The sequence below is a fragment of the uncultured Senegalimassilia sp. genome, assembly GCF_934630535.1.
Taxonomy (GTDB): Bacteria; Actinomycetota; Coriobacteriia; order Coriobacteriales; family Eggerthellaceae; genus Senegalimassilia.
This window is the reverse complement of sequence record NZ_CAKTVU010000027.1, coordinates 1-18,402: the sequence shown is the minus strand read 5'-3', so window position 1 is coordinate 18,402 and position 18,402 is coordinate 1. Positions and strand designations below refer to the sequence as shown.

Sequence of the window (18,402 nt, the reverse complement as noted above, 5' to 3'; positions counted from 1 at the left end):
GGCAAGGGCTACGAGTTCGAGAACAAGATCGTCGGCGGCGTCGTGCCGAAGGAATACATTCCTTCCATCGACAAGGGTATCCAGGAAGCCCTCAACACGGGTGTTCTGGCCGGTTACCCCGTCGAGGACGTCCGCGTCGAGCTCATCGACGGTTCCTACCACGACGTTGACTCTTCGGAGGCTGCCTTCAAGGTTGCCGGTTCCATGGCCATCAAGGAAGCCCTGCGCAAGTCCGATCCGGTCATCCTCGAGCCTGTCATGGCCGTCGAGGTCGAGACCCCGGAGGAGTACACGGGCTTCGTCATGGGCGACATCCCGTCTCGCCGTGGCATGATCCAGGGCCAGGAGCAGCGCACCGGTTCCGTCGCCATCTCCGCGAAGGTGCCGCTGGGCATGATGTTCGGCTATGCAACCGATCTGCGTTCCGGTACGCAGGGTCGTGCAACCTACACCATGCAGTTCGACTCTTACGAGCCGGTTCCCAAGAACGTCGCTGCAGAGATTATCAGCAAGGCCGGCGGCAACGCTTAAGCGTTGAACGTCCGAAAGCTTAACGGAGGAAATGAAAGTGGCTAATCAGAAGATTCGCATCCGCCTCAAGGGATACGATCATGAGATCGTGGACCAGTCCACGAAGCTCATCGTCGATACCGCTCAGAAGACGGGTGCCAAGGTGTCCGGTCCCATCCCGCTGCCGACGGAGCGCAACCTGTTCACCGTCGTCAAGGGCCCCCATGTGGACAAGGATTCGCGCGAGCAGTTCGAGATGCGCACCCATAAGCGCCTGATCGACATCCTGGAGCCCACCCCCAACACGGTGGATTCCCTGATGCGTCTGGACCTCCCTGCCGGCGTCGACATCGAGATCAAGCTGTAAGGGGTGTCAATTAGCATGATTAACGCTATTTTTGGTAAGAAGATCGGCATGACCCAGATCTTCAACGAGGAGGACAAGCTCATCCCCGTGACCGTGATCCAGGCCGAGCCGAACACGGTGTGCCAGGTCAAGACGAAGGCCACCGACGGCTACGAGGCCGTGCAGCTGGGCTTCGGCGAGATCAAGGCCAAGAAGGTCAACAAGCCCATGGGCGGCCATTTCGCCAAGCAGGGCATCGAGCCTACCCGCTACCTGCGCGAGGTGCGCGTCGAGGACGCCGCCGAGTACAAGGCCGGCGACCAGCAGACCGTGGCGGCTTTCGCCGAGGTCAAGAAGGTCGACGTCACCGGTACCTCCAAGGGTAAGGGCTTCGCCGGCGTCATGAAGCGCTACGGCTTCGCCGGCGGTCCGGGCGGCCATGGTGCTCACTTCCACCGCGCTCCCGGTTCGGTGGGCATGTGCGCCACGCCTTCCCGCGTGCTCAAGGGCATGCGCCTGCCTGGTCACATGGGCTGCGACACCGTTACCGTCAAGAACCTGACCGTGATGCGCGTCGACGAGGAGCAGAACCTGATCCTGGTCAAGGGCGCCATCCCCGGCGGCAAGAACGGCATCGTGCGCGTGCGCATGGCGTAACCTGGACTATCTATAAGGAGTTTTCACTACCATGACGACTATCGAGATCAAGGACGCAAGCGGTAAGAAGGCCGGCGACGCCGAGCTTTCCGCTTCCGTGTTCGGCATCGAGCCGAACGTGCCCGTCATGCACCAGGTTGTGCGCGCTCAGCGTGCGTCTTGGCGTGCCGGCACCAGCAACACCCTCACCCGCGGCCAGGTCCGCGGCGGCGGCAAGAAGCCGTGGCGCCAGAAGGGCACCGGCCGTGCCCGCCAGGGCTCCATCCGCTCCCCTCAGTGGGCTGGCGGCGGCACCGTGTTCGGTCCGCATCCGCGCAGCTACGCCTTCCGCGTGAACAACAAGGAAGTCAAGCTGGCCATGCGCTCCGCTCTGTCCGCCAAGGTGGCCGACGGTCAGTTCACCGTTGTCGACGAGTTCAAGTTCGAGAAGCCCTGCACCAAGGACGCCAAGGCGTTCATCAAGGCCATGGGCTTCGAGGGTCAGCGCACCACGCTGGTCATCGGCAACGACGACGTCACCACGTGGCTGTCCTTCCGCAACCTGGAGAAGGTCAACATCCTGCCCGTCGCCGAGGCCAACACCTACGAGCTGCTCGACAACAAGCAGCTGGTGTTCACCGCTGAGGCCCTGAAGCGCATCGAGGAGGTGCTCGCATAATGAAGGATCCCCGCGAGGTCATCATCCGTCCTATCGTGACGGAGCACAGCTACGACCAGATGGAGAACAACGTGTACACCTTCGAGGTGGCCAAGGACTCCAACAAGGTTGAGATCCGCCAGGCCATTGAGGCTATCTTCAACGTCTCCGTGGTCAAGGTGAACACCCTGAACGTCAAGCCGAAGCCCAAGCGCGTGCGTTATCAGGTCGGTCAGACCCGTACGTGGAAGAAGGCCATGGTCACGCTGAAGGAAGGCGATACCATCGAGCTGTTCGGCGCCAACTAAGGTTGACGTTACATCAAGCTAACGCTTGAACCGCTTAGAGCGCCCCGGCATTTATGCTGGGGCGCTCTTTTGTATAATCAGGGGAAGGAAAGCACCCGAAGAGCAAGGTGGGGACATGGCGTTCGTGCAATTCAACGATGTTCGCAAGGTGTATAAGATGGGCGAGGTGAAGGTTGCCGCTGCCGATGGCATGACCTTCACCGCTGAAGCCGGTGAGTTCGTGGTGGTGGTGGGCCCTTCTGGAGCCGGCAAGACTACGCTGCTCAACATGCTCGGAGGCATGGACTCGTGCACCTCGGGCACCATCATGCTTGATGGGCGCGACATCAGCCGTTTCTCTGAGCGTCAACTCACGCAGTACCGCCGCCTGGACATCGGCTTCGTATTCCAGTTCTATAACCTGGTTCAGAATCTCACCGCGCTCGAGAACGTCGAGCTTGCCAGCCAGATCTGCCCGCATCCGCTGGATGCGGCGCAGGTGCTTGCCCAGGTGGGCTTGGCGCATCGTATGGATAACTTCCCCGCACAGCTTTCCGGCGGCGAGCAGCAGCGCGTGGCCATTGCCCGAGCGCTTGCGAAAAACCCCAAGCTGCTGCTGTGCGACGAGCCCACCGGCGCCTTGGATTACAAAACGGGCAAGGCTATCCTGAAGCTGCTTCAGGACACGTGCCGTAACACCGGCAAGACGGTGGTCCTCATCACCCACAACTCCGCCTTCGCCGATATCGCCGATCGCGTCATCCATGTTCGCGAGGGACGTGTCGCGAGCTGCTTCATCAATCCGAGCCCGGGCAACGCCGAAGATTTGGAGTGGTAGCCATGGGAGCCTTTCGCAAAGAGGTCCTGCGCTCCATCACGCATTCGTGGGGGAGGTTCCTCGCCATCGCCGTGATGGCGGCGCTCGGCTGCGGTTTCTACGCGGGATTGCGCATGACCGGCCCCGATATGCGTTTAGCGGGAGACGAATACTACGACGCCACCGAGCTGTGCGATCTTCGCGTGGTGTCGTCTTTGGGCATGTCCGATGAGCAGGTCGACATGCTGCGTGGCGTTGAGGGCGTTTCGGGGGTCATGCCCGCGTATGAGGCTGATGCGATATCCCAGTTAGCGGGCGTGCAGTACACGCTTCGTTATCATTCGCTCGATATGGATGCGGCGAAGGCGAGCAGCTGCTACGATGGCCTGCACGTGGATTCAGATGACGACGATTACGTGAACCGGCCCATCTTGGTAGAGGGAAACTGGCCGGAATCGGATGATGAGTGCCTGCTTTCCGTCGATAACGTGTGGACGTCCCCGGTGCACATCGGCGACACCGTCGAGCTGCTCGAGGGCACGCAGGACCTGGACGGCGTGTTCACCACCCGCACCTTCACCGTCACGGGTTTCGTGCGGTCGTCGTATTACACGTGCACCACCAATACCGGAGCCACATCCCTTGGGTCGGGCGAGCTTTCGTCCTTCGTCTTCGTGCCCGAAGGGGCGTTTGCGGCCGATTATCCCTATACGGAAGCATTCCTCACCGTTGGCGGGGCGGCTGGGGAAACGTGGCCTGAAGATGCTTACCAGCAGCGCGTCGACGCAGTGGCGCAGCGGTTGAACGACCTTTCCCCGCAGCTCTCCGCATCGCGCATCGAGCAGCTGCAGCGCGATGCGCAGGCAGAGCTCGACGATAAGCGCGCGGAATTCGAGCGCGAGAAGGCGGATGCCGTCGCGCAGATGGACGATGCCCAAGCGCAGCTCGACGATGCGAGCGCCCAGCTTGATGGCGCCGCGGCGCAGCTATCCTCGGCGGCCCAGCAGCTCTCCAGCAGCCAAGCGCAGCTTGCCCAGGGCGAAGCGGAGCTTGCCAGCGGTCGCGCCCAGCATGATAGCGGCACGGCCCAGCTAGCCGAGCAGCGCGAACAAGCACAGGCGGCCATAGCGCAAGCGCAGGCCCAGCTCGATGCCGCTCAAGCGCAGTACGACCAGGCCATGGCGCAGCGCAGCCAGCTTGAGGCGCAGCTCGAGCAGGCCCGTGCGGCGCAGTTGGCCGATGTCGCCGCGCAGCTGGAGGCCGCCATCGCGCAGATCGATGCGCAAACCGCAGGAGCGCCCGATCAGCTGGCAGCCGGGCAGGCGCAGCTCGATGCGCAGCGTGAGCAGGCTGCGGCTCAGCTTTCCGCGGCGCAGGCCCAGCTTGACAGCGCGCAGGCCCAGTTGGACAGCGCTTCAGAGCGTTTGGCGTCTGGTAGGGCGCAGTACGCTGCCGGCCAGCAAAGCTACGAGCAGGGTCGCGCCGAATACGAAAGCGGCCTAGCCGAGCAGCGAAGCGGGCAGGCGGAGCTTGACAATAAGCGCGCCGAGGCGCAGCAGCGCTTCGCCGATGCCGAGCAGCAGCTTGCCGATGCGCAGGCCCAGATCGACGCCATCGCCGACAAGGACGTCAGCGTCTACGTGCTCGATCGCTCGAAGAATCTTGGCGCGGAAAGCTTCCGCAGCGATGCCGGGCGCATGGACCAGATAGCCGCGGTGTTCCCGCTCATGTTCTTCCTGGTTGCCGCATTGGTGTCGCTTACCACCATGACCCGCATGGTGGAGGAGGAGCGCGTGCTCATCGGCACGTACAAGGCGCTGGGCTATTCCAATGCGCGCATCACGTCGAAGTACCTTGTTTACGCGGTGGTGGCATCGGGCGTGGGGGCGGCCGTGGGTATTGCGCTGCTATCCCAGTTCCTGCCCTGGTTCATCATGAAAGCGTACTCCATCATGTACATGGTGCCCTGCATGCCCACCCCCGTGAACCCGGGCTTGGCCGCAAGCGCCGCCGCCTTGGGCGTGGGCATCACCGTGGCTGCAACGTGGTTCGCAGCCGCGGCTACCCTGCGCGAGTGTCCGGCGTCGCTCATGTTGCCGCGCGCTCCGAAGGCCGGCAAGCGCATCCTGCTTGAGCGCATCCGCCCGTTGTGGGGCAGGATGACGTTCAGCTGGAAGGTCACGGCTCGAAACCTGTTCCGCTACAAGGGCCGCTTCTTCATGGCCATCATCGGCATCGCCGGCTGCACGGCGCTGCTGCTCACGGGCCTGGGGCTGCAAAACGCCATCAACGACATCATCGACAAGCAGTACGGCGAGGTGTATAGCTTCAACACCATCGTGCGCATGGACGCCGACGAGGCCGATCCGGCCGCCAAGGATGCGGTCTCGGCCGCGGTCGGCTCCGACGGTCAGGAATTCGCCTGGGTTTCCACCGAGAACAAGATCGCGTGCGCCCCCGATGGCGGTGCGGAGCATCGCTTCGAGCTGGTGTGCGCCCAGGATCCCGAGCAGCTGCAGCGCTTCGTGCAGATGCGCGAGCGCGTTGGAGGCCAGGCCCTCACGCTCGACGGGAGCGGCGCCTTAATCAGCGAGAAGCTTGCCAGCCAGCTGGGGGTTTCCGTTGGCGACACCCTGACGTTCTACGACGAGGACGACATCGGCAACCTGGTGGGGGATGGGCGCGCTGTGACCGTCGCCGGCATCATGGAGAACTACGTGGCGCAGTACGCCTACGTCACCGCCGACGTGTATGAGCAGGCTATGGGCAAGCCGGCCGATTTCGCCACCGTCTACGCCGATCTTGGGGACGGCGTCGACCGTGATGCGTTCTCCGATCAGCTGCTTTCCATGGACGGCGTGAAGACCGTCACCTACAGCGATGAGACGATCAACAGCTATCGCACCATGCTCAAGTCGGTCGACAGCGTGGTGGTGGTGCTCGTGGTGGCCGCGGCGCTGTTGGCGTTCGTGGTGCTGTACAACCTCACGAACATCAACATCACCGAGCGCGCGCGGGAGATCGCCACGCTCAAGGTGCTCGGCTTCACGTCGCGCGAGGTGGATGCCTACATCTTCCGCGAAACCATCCTGCTGTCGGTCATCGGCGCCGCGATCGGCTTGGTGCTCGGCATCTTCATGGAGGGTTTCGTCATCACCACCGCCGAGGTCGATCAAGTCATGTTCGGCCGCGACATCCATGTGGCAAGCTTCGTCATCGCGTTCGCGCTGACCATGGTGTTCTCGGGCATCGTGGCCCTTGCCATGCGCGGCAAGCTGCGCCGCATCGACATGGTGGAAAGCCTGAAGTCCAACGAGTAAGGCTCGCCGCAGCCGATTTCGCTATCCGGTCGCGCATATGATCGCCATCCCGCGATCTTGCGGGGCTTGCGCGGGGCTGTTGGAAGAAGCCGAAAAGCAGAAGGGCTCTTGCTGCAATGGAGGGGGACCCGGCGGCGCGTCTGCGTCTTTCCGTCCCCCGCATGAGCCGTCCATTGCGTCTGCGTGATTTGCGTTAAAATAAGCCGTACCGCTTTGTTTCAAACAAGAAGGGGACACCCAATGAAGGTTACCGAAAAGAAGAATCCCGACGGCACCATCGAGCTGACCGCCGTTGCCGCCACGGCAGAGGTCGCCCAGGCGTTCAACGTCGCCCATCACTCGTTCCTGGCGAACATGGGCCTGCAGGTCGGTCCGACCCAGACGCCCGCGCAGGTTGCCGAGGAAGAGCTGGGCATCGTGAACCTCGACGCGGTCTCGCAGCAGCTCGCCGTCGATTACCTTGTGCCGTTCGCCGTCGACAAGCGCAATCTGTGCCCGGCGTTTCCGCCCAAGCCGGTTATCAACCAGATGATCAAGCGCGGCGAGCCGTTCGAGTTCCAGTTGATCGTCACGCCCAAGCCCGATTACGAGCTGACCAGCTACGAACCGGTTTCCATCACCGTGCCGGCGTTCAAGTTCGACGAGGCCATGGTCGACGAGCAGCTGCGCATGGTGCTCGAGAGCTATGCTTCGTATGTGCGTTGCGATCCCCATCCGCTCGGCGAAAACGATGCCGCGCGCATCAAGGTCGAGGCCACGCAGGGCGGCAAGGCCCACAAGAACCTGTCCACGGACGGTCGCACGTACATCATGGGCATGAACCTGCTGCCCGAGGGCTTCGAGAAGAACCTTCTCGGCATGACCGAGGGCGACAGCAAGTCCTTCAGCTTCGATATCCCGGACGCCGAAGAGGGGACCGATCCCATCGAGTGCACCGTCACCGTCCTGGAGTGCCAGTGCAAGAAGATCCCCGAGCTGACCGACGAGTGGGTTGAGCAGAACATTCCGATGCTGAACAATGCGGAAGCGCTGCGAGCCTCCATTCGCGAGGCCTTGCTTGCCCAGCAGCAGGCGCAGTACCGCGAAATGCAGCTGACCATGGTCGCCGATGAGCTGGCTCGCCGTTTCGAGGGCAAGATCGATGACGAGGTTTACGAATCCATGCGCGACACGCTCATGCAAAACGTCAAGGGTTCGGTTGCACAGCAGGGCCTGCAGTTCGACGAGTTCGTGGCCATGCAGGGCGGCATCCAGCAGTTCAGCATGATGCTCATGATCCAGGCGCGCCAAATGCTCGTGCAGGGCTATGCGCTTGATGCGCTGTTCCGTCACGAGAAGATGACGCTCGACGACGAGGACATCATGGCAGCCTGCCGCGCCATGAACCCCGCCGATCCCACCACGGCGCGTCGCCAGATGGAGGGCAACGGCCAGGCGTTCGTGCTGCGCGAGACCGCAGGTCGCCTGAAGGCCAACCGCTGGCTTCTCGAGCACGCCGACATCACCATTTCCGACGAACAGCCTGAGGCCGAGAAGGCCGAATAGGCGAATAGCCGCTCGTAGCCGAGGTTGGGGAAGACCGAGCCGGCGGCTGTGTTATGCCGTTGCCAGGGAATTTCCTTCTCGGAGCCCCTTTCGCGGAAAACATGTGAACGCCACGCGCGAACGTCATCGCGCGTGGCGTTTTCCGTGCTATAATGCAAAAGCTTGTCTTCCGCCTTGGTCGGAAACCAAGGCACGGTAAAAGGAGTACCAGACTATGAAACAAGGAATCCATCCGGAGTACGTGGAGTGCACCGTCAAGTGCAGCTGCGGCAACACCTTCACCACCCGCTCGACGAAGTCCGAGCTGAAGGTTGACATCTGCAACGTGTGCCATCCGTTCTACACCGGCCAGCAGCGCTTCGTCGACACCGGCGGACGCGTCCAGCGCTTCGCCGACAAGTTCGGTTCCGCTAAGGAGCAGGTGGCTGCTCGCGAGGCCGCCAAGAAGGCCGAGCGCGCCGCTAAGGCCGCCGAGATCGAGGCCGCCAAGAAGGCCGAGCGCGAGGCTAAGGCCGCCGCTAAGGCCAAGCGTGCCGAGGAGTTCGCCAAGAAGGCTGCTGCCGAGGCTGAGAAGGCTGCCGAGATCGAGGCCGCTACCGCCGCTGCCGAGGCCGTCGAGGCTCCCGCAGAGGCCGAGGTTGAGGCTGCTGCCGAGACCGCTGCCGAATAGCGCTACAGCGTTAAGCACAAAAAGCACTGCACAAAAAGCAACAGGGAGGCCCGCGAAAGCGGGTCTCCCTGCGTTTCGGGCCCGTTGCGGTAATGCAGCATATCGGTAACGCTTCGCTTTCGCGTGGTAATAGAGGGCGATGCTCGGCGTATAGTCAAATGGGGCGTGACGCTGAGCTGCATTTGCTTGCAGCGGACACCTTTCCCACTTTGCCCTTCGAAGCGTTGCTACGAACGTGATAAGCTATCATTAATAGGAAGCGGTATCAATAACTACACCTTATCTAAAGGTAAGAGCAAGGAGGCTCCTATGTTCGACAAGAAGGCGTTCCATTCGCTTAGCTACGGTATGTACGTTATCGGCACGCGCTTCGATGACAAGGACTACGGGTGCGTTGCCAATACGTTTGCTCAGGTCACTTCGTCTCCCTTGCAGGTCAGCGTGGCGCTGAACAAGGAAAACGCCACTACGGCGGCTGTGCGTCAAGCTGGCCGTTTCACGGCATCCTGCTTGTCCGAGCAGGCGGATATGCAGCTGATCGGCACGTTCGGCTTCCATACGTCCACTGAACTTGACAAATTCGCGCAGCACGCAAGCGCCCGTGATGAATCCGGCTTGCCCTATGTGGCCGAGCAATGCTGCGCTTGGTTCTCCGCGAAGGTGGTCTCGGAGCTCGACCTGGGTACGCATGTCCTGTTCGTGGGGGAGGTTGAGGAATGCGCCACGGTCGCCGTTGCGGCTGCTCCTATGACGTATGCGTTCTATCATCAGGTCAAGGGCGGTAAAACCCCTCCGAAGGCTTCCAGCTATCTGGGCGAAGAACAACCTGCCGCCGCGCCCGCTGAATCGAGTGCCGCTGAGCAGCCTAAGGTTGCCTGGCGTTGCACCATCTGCGGGCATATGGAGTACGTCGATGAGCTGCCTGATGATTTCGTCTGCCCCGTATGCGGCGTTGGCAAGGAGTTCTTCGAGCGGGTGGAGCTCTAAGGGATTAAGGCACACTGACAGTCTTTCTGGTCGGTGAATGCCGCTGGGCTGGATCTGGCTTGCGGCGCGTAGCGCCATATCCGTTCGGAAAGGGCGGTCGCACCTGCTATTGCAAAAAGGCTCGCAAGCCGAATCACGGCTTGCGAGCCTTGCGCGGTTTTGGGCGAATGCTGTGAGCTAGAAGAACACCTTCGCCGCATGGTTGTAAAAACCTTCGTCCTTATAGCGCAGCAGCGTGGTGGGCACGTCGCCTCGGCGCACGTACAGGCGTCGAAGGGGGCGGTCAAGCTCCACCAGCTCGCCATCTATGAACAGGGTGGCATCGCGATCATCCTGGTTTTCGGACAGGTCCATTTCCACCACATCGGAAGGCGCTGTCACCACCGCGCGAGAGTGTAGCGTATGCGGAGCGATGGGCACGGCCACCAAACCCGTGAAGCCAGGTGCCACCAGCGGTCCGCCTGCCGACAGCGCATAGGCCGTGGAGCCTGTTGCGCTTGCCACCACCAAGCCGTCGCCGCGCATGTTCGCCAAATGCGCCCCTGAAACACCCAGGCCGAAATCGATGATGCGCCCGTTTGCGCCGCGGGTGACGGCAACCTCGTTAAGGGCGAAGAACTCGCGGGGTTCGTCGGGCTCCTCGCCGGCTCCGTCGTCTGCGAAGGGGTCCGCTTCGCCTTCGCAGACGACTCGGATATCCAGATTGGTGCGCACTTCGTGGGTCGCATCACCCGAAAGCGCCGCAACCAGCGGTTCCATCACGCCCGACTCGTTCGGGTTCGCCAAAAAGCCCAGGCGCCCGTAATTGATGCCCAGGATGGGCGTGCCATGGAAGCCCACCTGACGCGCCGTGCGCAGGATGGTGCCATCCCCGCCTAGGGCTACCGCCATATCCACGCCATGTTCGAACAGCTCGGAAAGCTCGGGCGCCGCCAGGGGAGCGGCAAGCTTCGAGGAATCGACGACGGTGTAGTCAATTCCCTGTGTGGCCAGGTACGTCACCAGCAGCAATGATGCATCGATCGCCTGCGAGTTGGAATTATTACGCACGATGAGGATGTGCATGCGGGGCCTCTTTCCGTGTTTGCTATGATGAGCAATCATACCATCACGAGAAAGCGCATTTTCATGTCCGACAAGCTCGCACGAGCTCGACACACTCATTCTGCCGATCTCGCGGCCTCTGCCGCTTCCCCGCAAACTCAGAACGCGCCGTATGGCGCCCATCGCAAACCCGGTGATTCCCGCGCTTCGCAGGAAATCGTCTCCGAGCAAGGCTCCACTGCTGCCATCGGCGGGTCTGCGGCGCTTATCAGCATTTGCACCATCATCTCGCGCATCACCGGTTTCGCGCGCACGTGGGCCATGGCCTTCGCGCTCGGTTCCACGCTGCTGTCAAGTTCGTATCAAGTGGCGAACAACCTTCCCAATCAGCTCTACGAGTTGGTGTGCGGCGGCATGATCGTCACCGCGTTTTTGCCGGTATACGTTTCGGTGAAGAAGAAGCTGGGGCAGCGTGCGGGCAACGAGTACGCGTCAAACCTGCTCACGCTGGTGGTTTTACTGCTTGGTGCGGTATCGCTTCTATGCATGTTGTTCCCATCGGCGGTCATTTACACGCAAAGCTTCTACTCCGATCAGTCGCAGATGGCCACATCGGTGTTCTTCTTCCAGTTCTTCGCCATTCAAATCGTGTTTTACGGGTGTTCGGCTATCGTGTCGGGCCTGCTTAACGCCAGCCGTGACTACCTGTGGTCTTCCATCGCTCCGGTGGCGAACAACCTGATCGTCATCGTCACGTTCCTGGCGTATTCGTTCGTGGCGCCTCACGACCCGCAACTTGCGCTGTATATCATCGCCATCGGCAATCCTGCCGGCGTGTTCATCCAGATGGCCATACAGCTGCCTGCGCTCAAGCGCAACGGTATCCGCATCCGCCCGCGCGTGAACCTGCGCGATCCCGCGCTTCGCGAGACGCTGGGCATCGGCGTTCCCGCGGTGCTCGTTATGCTGTGCTCCTTCGCTATCGTGTCGGTGCAAAACGCCGCTTCGTACAACTTCGCCGACAACGGCCCCTCTATTCTTGCATACGCACGCTTGTGGTTCACGCTGCCGTATTCGTTCTTGGCCGTGCCCATCACCACCGCTATGTTCACCGAGCTTTCAGATATGCAGGCGGAAGGGAATATGGAAGGCGTGAAGCGCGGCATCGTGTCGGGCACCAACCAGATCCTGTTCTTCATGATTCCGTTCGCCATGTATCTGGCCGTGTTCAGCATGCCGCTGGTCACCCTGTATCACGCCGGCGCTTTCACCATGGAGAACGTTTCCGCCATTGCCACGTATCTTGCTGTCTGGGCTGTTGCGCTGCCGCTGTATGGCGTTAACACTTATTTGCAGAAGACCTTTTCCAGCCTTCGTCGCATGGGCGTGTTCGCGGGCTTCAATTTCGTTGCGGGCGGTGTGCAGATCGGCCTGACCATGTTCGCCGCCAGCCATGCCGACGTTATGCCCATCAGCTCTATCGCCGTTGCCGAGGCGCTGTTCTATTTGGTTTTGGATGTGTGCCTGTTCGGGTATCTGCGACGTACGCTCGGGCCGTTCGGCTTGCGCTCCGTGGTGCGCGCCTTGGCTACCGCCGTGCTGCTCGGCGGTGCTGGTGCCGCTGCCGGTGGTGTGGTGCTCTGGTTGCTGCAGACGCTGGTCTCTCCGCTGTCCGGTTCCATTGTGCAGGCTTTGGTCTATGTTGTGCTCGGCGGTCTGGTTGCTTTGGCGGTCACGTTCGTTCCGGCTTGCAAGCTCAACGTGCCTGAGGCTGCTTTCGTCAACACTATCGTTCGCAAGATCGGCGGAAAGCTTGGCAGATAGGTTGTCCTATCATCGATAGGGCGGTGTTCTCAAGGCGCTTTCCGAATCCTAGGTTTCTTAACGTGCCCTGCGCTTTTGAACGGCGCAGGGCACGTTTGTTTTTGGGTGGCGTTGGGACCGTTTGATCGTTTGGCCAATGCTTCTGGTATCCGCTTGGTGTGTTCGTGGTTTGACGTCAGGTCCTTGCCGGCTTCCCTTCCTATTTGCGTTGCCGTGCGCTGTTGTCGCGCTTCCTAGGCGTGTTTTTGAGCGAGTTGGGTGAATGGGGCCGCCTGGTATCCCTCTCCCGCCGATTGTCTGTTTGCTGCCTGCTCGGCCATCACTCTTGAATCTAGTTGCTGTGGTATACCGTGCAGGCTGTTTTGCTGCTCCTCATTGCCCCCTCGTTATATCCCGCGCTTCAGCAGGTCCGCGTCCTCTCGGTTACCGGTCATCGGTGCCGCACCCTTGCACACCCATTTGCTTGACCCGTGGTGGCCTCTAGGGCCCGTATCCGTGCGTTTCTGGCAGATTTGGTGTTTCATCTGGGGCAAATAGGCAAAACCGAAGCAGACGGAGTATCGAAAGGAAACATCGATATACACCAGGTAAAGCTTGATTTCGGGACGCAATCGGTCCGAATTACTTGCGTTGCACACGACACCGCAAAAGCCCTCGAGCGCGCCTTTGTCGGAAGCGTTTCATTGCGCTCGAACGTTTACCCAAACAAAACGCCCCGCGAGCAACCTCGCGGGGCGTCGATGGCCTGGCGCTTGCATGCCAAGCAAATATGTAGCTCAGTCCTACTTGTGGAAGTACCTGCGCTGCTCGTATTTCGGCTCGCAGCAAATGTTGATGCCGAGCGTGCGGTAGAGCTTCTCATCGGTGGGGCTCAAGATCACGCTGAAGAACGCATCGCAGCCGCGCAGCTGATCGGCTGCGTCCACCAGCTGCTTGGCAACCGGATCGGTGGCGCTGGACACGGAAAGCGCCAGCAGCGTCTCGTCGGAATGCAGGCGTGGGTTCTTCGCGTGCAGCGTGGAGGTCTTCAAATCGCAGATGGGCTCGATGACCTCATCGGAGATGACGAACAGATCCTCGTCAACGCCGGCCACGCCCTTAAGCGCGTTCATAAGCAGCGAGGATGCCGCGCCCAGCAGATCGGACGTCTTGCCCGTGACCACGCGGCCATCGGGCAGCACCATGGCGCCAGCCGGAGCGCCGGTCGCCTCGGCCTTCAGCAAAGCAGCCGAACGTGCGGGCGAGAAGTTCGTGTCCACGCCAACCTGGTTCATCAGCAGCTCAAGGTGCTCCACGTACTCGTGATGCAGGCCGGTACGGCGCTCGTCGACCGCGGCCTGGAAGTAGCGGCGCACGATCTCCATTTTAGCGGCCTCGCGCACAGCGTCATCGTCGACGATCGCCATGCCCGCCATGTTCACGCCCATGTCGGTAGGGGACTGGTAAGGGCTGGTGCCCAGGATGCGTTCCATCATGGCCTTGAGCACCGGGAAGATCTCAACGTCGCGGTTGTAGTTGACGGTGGTTTCGCCGTACGCCTCAAGATGGAAGGGGTCGATGGTGTTGGCGTCGTCCAAGTCGACGGTAGCGGCCTCGTACGCCACGTTCACCGGGTGCTTGAGCGGAAGGTTCCAAATGGGGAAGGTTTCGTACTTCGCATAGCCCGCCTCGATGCCGCGCTCGTGCTCGTGATAGAGCTGGGAGAGGCACGTGGCCATCTTGCCCGAGCCGGGGCCGGGGGCGGTGACAACCACCAAGGGGTGCGTGGTTTCAACGAACTCGTTTTTGCCGTAGCCCTCCGACGAAACGATGCGCGCGGTGTCGTAAGGGTATCCGGCAATGGGGTAGTGCAGGTAGCTTTTGACACCCAGGCTGTCCAGGCGATGGCGGAAGGCCAGAGCGTTGGGCTGATTCTCGAAGCGGGTGATCACCACGCCGGCCGTGGCGAAGCCCATGGAGCGGAAGATGTCCAGCAGACGCAGCACGTCCTCGTCGTAGGTGATGCCCAGATCGCCGCGCACCTTGCTCTTCTCGATATCGTTGGCGTTGATGGCGATGATGATCTCAACGTCTTCGGCCATCTGCTGCAGCATGCGGATCTTGCTGTCGGGCTGGAATCCCGGCAGCACGCGCGAGGCGTGGTAGTCGTCGAACAGCTTGCCGCCGAACTCCAGATACAGCTTGCCGCCGAACTGGCCGATCCTCTCGCGGATATGCTCAGCCTGCAAAGCCAGGTATTTATCGTTATCGAAACCGATGCGCATGGGCGCAACCCCTTTCCATGACGGTAGGTTTAACCGAACCAGTATAAGGCTCGCGCGCGTGCGCGTGAAGCCAAGCGCCCATCCACACGCGAAAAGCGGACGAAGCCGCCCTTGCCGTCCATCTCGTTTCGGTTTCGTTTCCCCTCTGTTAAAAGGCTAGCGCCGCACTGGGGAAGAAGTTGCGCGGCGCGTACAATAGACCAACGTTTGGAGTTTGCCGCTGGCGTGCTGCAGGCGTGTCGGCCTGCGCGCAAAACAGCCTGCGGTGGGGAAATACACCGGTTTCTAAGCGCGAAGGAGAATCATGGCCAAGCATATTTTCGTAACCGGCGGCGTCGTGTCATCGTTGGGCAAGGGCATCACGGCCGCCTCCCTGGGGCATTTGCTGAAAGCTCGCGGCTACAAGGTGACCATGCAGAAGATGGACCCGTACCTCAATGTGGACCCGGGTACCATGAGCCCGTTTCAGCATGGCGAGGTCTTCGTTACCGAAGATGGCCATGAAGGCGACCTTGACCTGGGACATTACGAGCGTTTCATCGACGAGAACCTTTCCCGCGAATCGAATTTCACGCAGGGCTCCATTTACAAGACCCTGATCGCCCGCGAGCGACGCGGCGACTTCCTCGGCGGCACCGTGCAGGTGATCCCGCACGTCACCGAGGCCATCAAGGAGCGCCTGCGCCGCATTGCCGACCAGTCCGGCGCCGACATCGTGATCTCCGAGATCGGTGGCACCATCGGCGACATCGAGTCCCAGCCCTTCATCGAGGCCGCGCGCCAGTTCAGGAAGGAAAAGGAACGCGGTGAGGTGCTGTTCGTGCACGTCACGCTGGTTCCCTACATCGCCGCAGCCCATGAGGTGAAGACCAAGCCCACCCAGCACTCCGTCAAGGAGCTGCGCTCGATCGGCGTGCAGCCCGACTTCATCGTATGCCGCAGCGATCACGAGATCTCGGACAAGGTGCGCGAGAAGATCGCCCTGTTCTGCGACGTGCGACCCGACGAGGTGCTCGCATGCACCGACAGCCCTTCCATCTACGATGTCCCGTTCGGCCTGTACGACCAGCGTTTCGACGTGAAGGTGCTCGAGCGCCTGGGCCTTCCCGAGCGCCAGATCGACCTGACCCCCTTGCGCTCGTTCGTGGATGCGGCCGCCCATGTGGAGCACGACTGCGACGTGGCCATCGTGGGCAAGTACACTAGCCTGCCCGATGCCTACCTGTCGGTCATCGAGGCGCTGCACCACGCGGGCGTTCACGATAACACCGAGGTCAACGTGCATCTGATCGACGGCGAAGAGCTCAACGACGACAACGTTGAAGAGGTGCTGGGGAGCATGGACGGCATCCTGGTGCCCGGCGGCTTCGGCCAGCGCGCCTTCGAGGGCAAGATTTGCGCGGTGCGTTACGCCCGCACGCACGACGTGCCGTTTTTGGGTATCTGCCTGGGCATGCAGGCGGCGGTATGCGAGTTCGCGCGCGATGTGGCGGGCATGCCGGGCGCGACGTCGGCGGAGTTCGACGAGAACGCCGAGTTCCCCGTCATCGACCTGATGCCCGAGCAGGAAGACGTCGAGGACAAGGGCGGTACCATGCGCCTTGGCGCTTATCCCTGCAAGGTAGCTCCCGATTCCATGGCCTTCAAGGCCTATGGCGAGGAGATCATTTACGAGCGCCATCGCCACCGCTATGAGGTGAACAACGCGTTCCGCGACCGTTTGGCGGAGGCGGGCCTGGTCATCTCCGGCGTTTCCCCTGATGACCGCTTGGTCGAGATGATCGAGCTGCCCGATCATCCGTGGTTTGTGGCTAGCCAGGGGCATCCCGAGTTCAAAAGCCGCCCCACCAGGCCGCACCCCTTGTTCCGCGACTTCGTTGCCGCGGCCCTCGAACATCGCGGGTAGTTCGACAGGTTCTGGGGTTCGGACTAAGCCGGTTAAAGGTTTACATAATGTTGTTGTTGCGAAATGGCCGCCGTATCGGGCGGCCATTTCCGTGTGCTGCGGTATACAGGGAAGGACCGATAGGGAAGGGACGCGTGTGGACGAGAGCATCGATACCGACGATTTGATCGATTTGGCGGCGGAATACGTCGCTTACCTGCGCATCGAGCGCGGAAGCTCGCCGCGTACCATCGAGGCATACGAGGCCGATCTGGAAATGTATCGGGACTTCCTGTGCTCGCAGGGCGTCGAGAAGCTCTCGCAGGTTTCGCGCGAGTCCATCGTGGCGTATCAGGAGCATCTGTTCGCGCAGGGTTATGCCGCTTCCACGGTGTGCCGCAGAGCATCGGTGGTGAAGGGCTTTCACCGTTTTTGCGTGGCCGAGGATTACACCGAAAGCAACCCCGCGGCAGGGCTGCCGTTGCCGAAAACCCCGGAGCGCTTGCCCGATGTTTTGTCGATTGACCAGGTGCAACGCTTGTTCGAAGAGCTTGAGGGGCAGGAGGGCGGCCCTGCGGCTTCGCGCAACCGCGCCATGCTCGAGGTGCTCTACGGGTGCGGTTTGCGCGTCAGCGAGCTGTGCGGCCTCGACCTTCCCGATGTAGTGCTCGACCAGGGGTATCTGCTCGTGCTCGGCAAGGGCGGCAAGCAGCGCATCTCCCCGATATCGGGCGCGGCGGCCACCGCGTTGGCCGACTATCTGGAGAATGCGCGCCCACAGCTGACCAAGCCTTACGCAAAGCCCACCGATGCTGTGTTCTTGAACGCCCGCGGCGGTCGTCTGACGCGCCAAAGCGTGTTCAAGGTGGTGGCGCGCGCGGGCCTTGCCATCGGCGTGGACAACCTTCATCCGCATACGCTGCGCCATTCGTTCGCCACGCATATGCTGCAGGGCGGGGCGGACCTGCGCGTCATCCAGGACATCCTCGGCCATTCCGACATCTCCACCACGCAGGTCTACACCCACGTCGATCGCAGCCATATGCGCGAGGAGTATCTGCACGCGCACCCGCGCGCCTAAGCTTTGGAAGCGAAGGCGCGAGAGCCGACCAGCTTAGCGGGTCGGCTCTCAGCGCGCCCGGGCGTGCTTTGCCTGCGTGGGGGTAAGTTGATACGCGCAAATCCCGTCCGGGCAACGGCCCCTGGCGCCTTCCCTTGCAACTCTAACGCCGCCAACCGCCTGCAACCGTTTGCAACCGGTTCCACCATCGGTTAAAATCGGTAACCGAAGCTGCTTCCTCCGGCGCGCGGTCCGCAGCCGCGCCAACGTCTCCCACTTCGCCCCACCCATCCCACATCGCCCCACGCCACCGAATCCGCACAATTGCTTTCCCACTTCATCCCACCCGATTTTCGCCCAAACGCAAATCTATATATTGTGGTTGGCGAAGCACCTTGCGCACCATATGGAAACCACCCCCGAAACCACCTGTTTTACGAATGAATCAGGCAGGTTACAAGGGGTCAACGTGTGTGCAAAACCGCCCAAAACGTGCCGCAAGATGTTGCGAAGTGGGATGAAGTGGGGTAGAATCCCAAACACCGAACG

14 protein-coding genes and 1 pseudogene are annotated in these 18,402 nt (G+C 61.5%); 13 read left to right on the top strand and 2 right to left on the bottom strand.

Translation table 11 applies throughout. The features are described from left to right. From fusA to Q0D52_RS09455, 10 genes and pseudogenes are all read left to right on the top strand, one after another. Positions 1-531, top strand: a pseudogene (fusA, locus tag Q0D52_RS09500) (elongation factor G); the annotation flags it as partial. 37 nt (positions 532-568) lie between these two features. After that, positions 569-877 (top strand): 30S ribosomal protein S10, encoded by a 309-nt coding sequence (gene rpsJ / locus Q0D52_RS09495; RefSeq protein ID WP_042433704.1) that lies wholly within the window; start codon positions 569-571, stop codon positions 875-877. Between the two features lie 15 nt (positions 878-892). Further along, positions 893-1,513, top strand: coding sequence for a 50S ribosomal protein L3 (rplC, locus tag Q0D52_RS09490; protein WP_042433272.1), 621 nt, complete (start codon positions 893-895; stop codon positions 1,511-1,513). A gap of 31 nt (positions 1,514-1,544) precedes the next feature. Next, positions 1,545-2,171, top strand: a complete 627-nt coding sequence (gene rplD / locus Q0D52_RS09485; protein WP_042433275.1) for a 50S ribosomal protein L4 — start codon at positions 1,545-1,547, stop codon at positions 2,169-2,171. Then, on the top strand, positions 2,171-2,458 hold the full coding sequence (rplW, locus tag Q0D52_RS09480; RefSeq protein ID WP_042433278.1) for a 50S ribosomal protein L23: 288 nt from the start codon (positions 2,171-2,173) through the stop codon (positions 2,456-2,458). The genes rplD and rplW overlap by 1 nt, the downstream gene beginning before the upstream one ends. Positions 2,459-2,573: 115 nt before the next feature. After that, positions 2,574-3,275, top strand: a complete 702-nt coding sequence (locus Q0D52_RS09475; RefSeq protein ID WP_294382411.1) for an ABC transporter ATP-binding protein — start codon at positions 2,574-2,576, stop codon at positions 3,273-3,275. Positions 3,276-3,277: 2 nt separating this feature from the next. Next, the gene (locus tag Q0D52_RS09470) at positions 3,278-6,574 is read left to right on the top strand and encodes an FtsX-like permease family protein (RefSeq protein WP_294382407.1); all 3,297 of its coding nucleotides are present in this window, start codon (positions 3,278-3,280) and stop codon (positions 6,572-6,574) included. Between the two features lie 240 nt (positions 6,575-6,814). Beyond that, complete coding sequence (locus Q0D52_RS09465; protein ID WP_294382402.1) at positions 6,815-8,119, top strand: trigger factor; 1,305 nt, start codon at positions 6,815-6,817, stop codon at positions 8,117-8,119. Between the two features lie 214 nt (positions 8,120-8,333). Beyond that, entirely contained in the window at positions 8,334-8,789 is a 456-nt protein-coding gene (gene rpmE / locus Q0D52_RS09460) for a 50S ribosomal protein L31 (RefSeq protein ID WP_042433290.1), read from the top strand. A 309-nt stretch (positions 8,790-9,098) separates the two neighbouring features. After that, the gene (locus Q0D52_RS09455; RefSeq protein WP_366930342.1) at positions 9,099-9,776 is read left to right on the top strand and encodes a flavin reductase; all 678 of its coding nucleotides are present in this window, start codon (positions 9,099-9,101) and stop codon (positions 9,774-9,776) included. Positions 9,777-9,953: 177 nt separating this feature from the next. On the opposite strand, the gene Q0D52_RS09445 is transcribed toward Q0D52_RS09455, so the two are convergent. Further along, positions 9,954-10,841, bottom strand: coding sequence for an NAD(+)/NADH kinase (locus tag Q0D52_RS09445; RefSeq protein WP_294382398.1), 888 nt, complete (start codon positions 10,839-10,841; stop codon positions 9,954-9,956). A gap of 63 nt (positions 10,842-10,904) precedes the next feature. On the opposite strand from Q0D52_RS09445, the gene murJ reads away from it, so the two are divergent. Then, positions 10,905-12,644, top strand: a complete 1,740-nt coding sequence (gene murJ / locus Q0D52_RS09440; protein ID WP_294382396.1) for a murein biosynthesis integral membrane protein MurJ — start codon at positions 10,905-10,907, stop codon at positions 12,642-12,644. Positions 12,645-13,426: 782 nt separating this feature from the next. Here the strand turns inward: murJ and Q0D52_RS09435 are convergent. Next, positions 13,427-14,908, bottom strand: a complete 1,482-nt coding sequence (locus Q0D52_RS09435; protein ID WP_294163584.1) for a DUF1846 domain-containing protein — start codon at positions 14,906-14,908, stop codon at positions 13,427-13,429. A gap of 304 nt (positions 14,909-15,212) precedes the next feature. On the opposite strand from Q0D52_RS09435, the gene Q0D52_RS09430 reads away from it, so the two are divergent. Next, positions 15,213-16,814: a CTP synthase gene (locus Q0D52_RS09430; RefSeq protein ID WP_294163583.1), complete on the top strand. Its 1,602-nt coding sequence runs from the start codon at positions 15,213-15,215 to the stop codon at positions 16,812-16,814. A gap of 136 nt (positions 16,815-16,950) precedes the next feature. Continuing rightward, positions 16,951-17,874, top strand: coding sequence for a site-specific tyrosine recombinase (locus tag Q0D52_RS09425; RefSeq protein WP_294163582.1), 924 nt, complete (start codon positions 16,951-16,953; stop codon positions 17,872-17,874). The last annotated feature ends 528 nt before the right edge of the window (positions 17,875-18,402 follow it).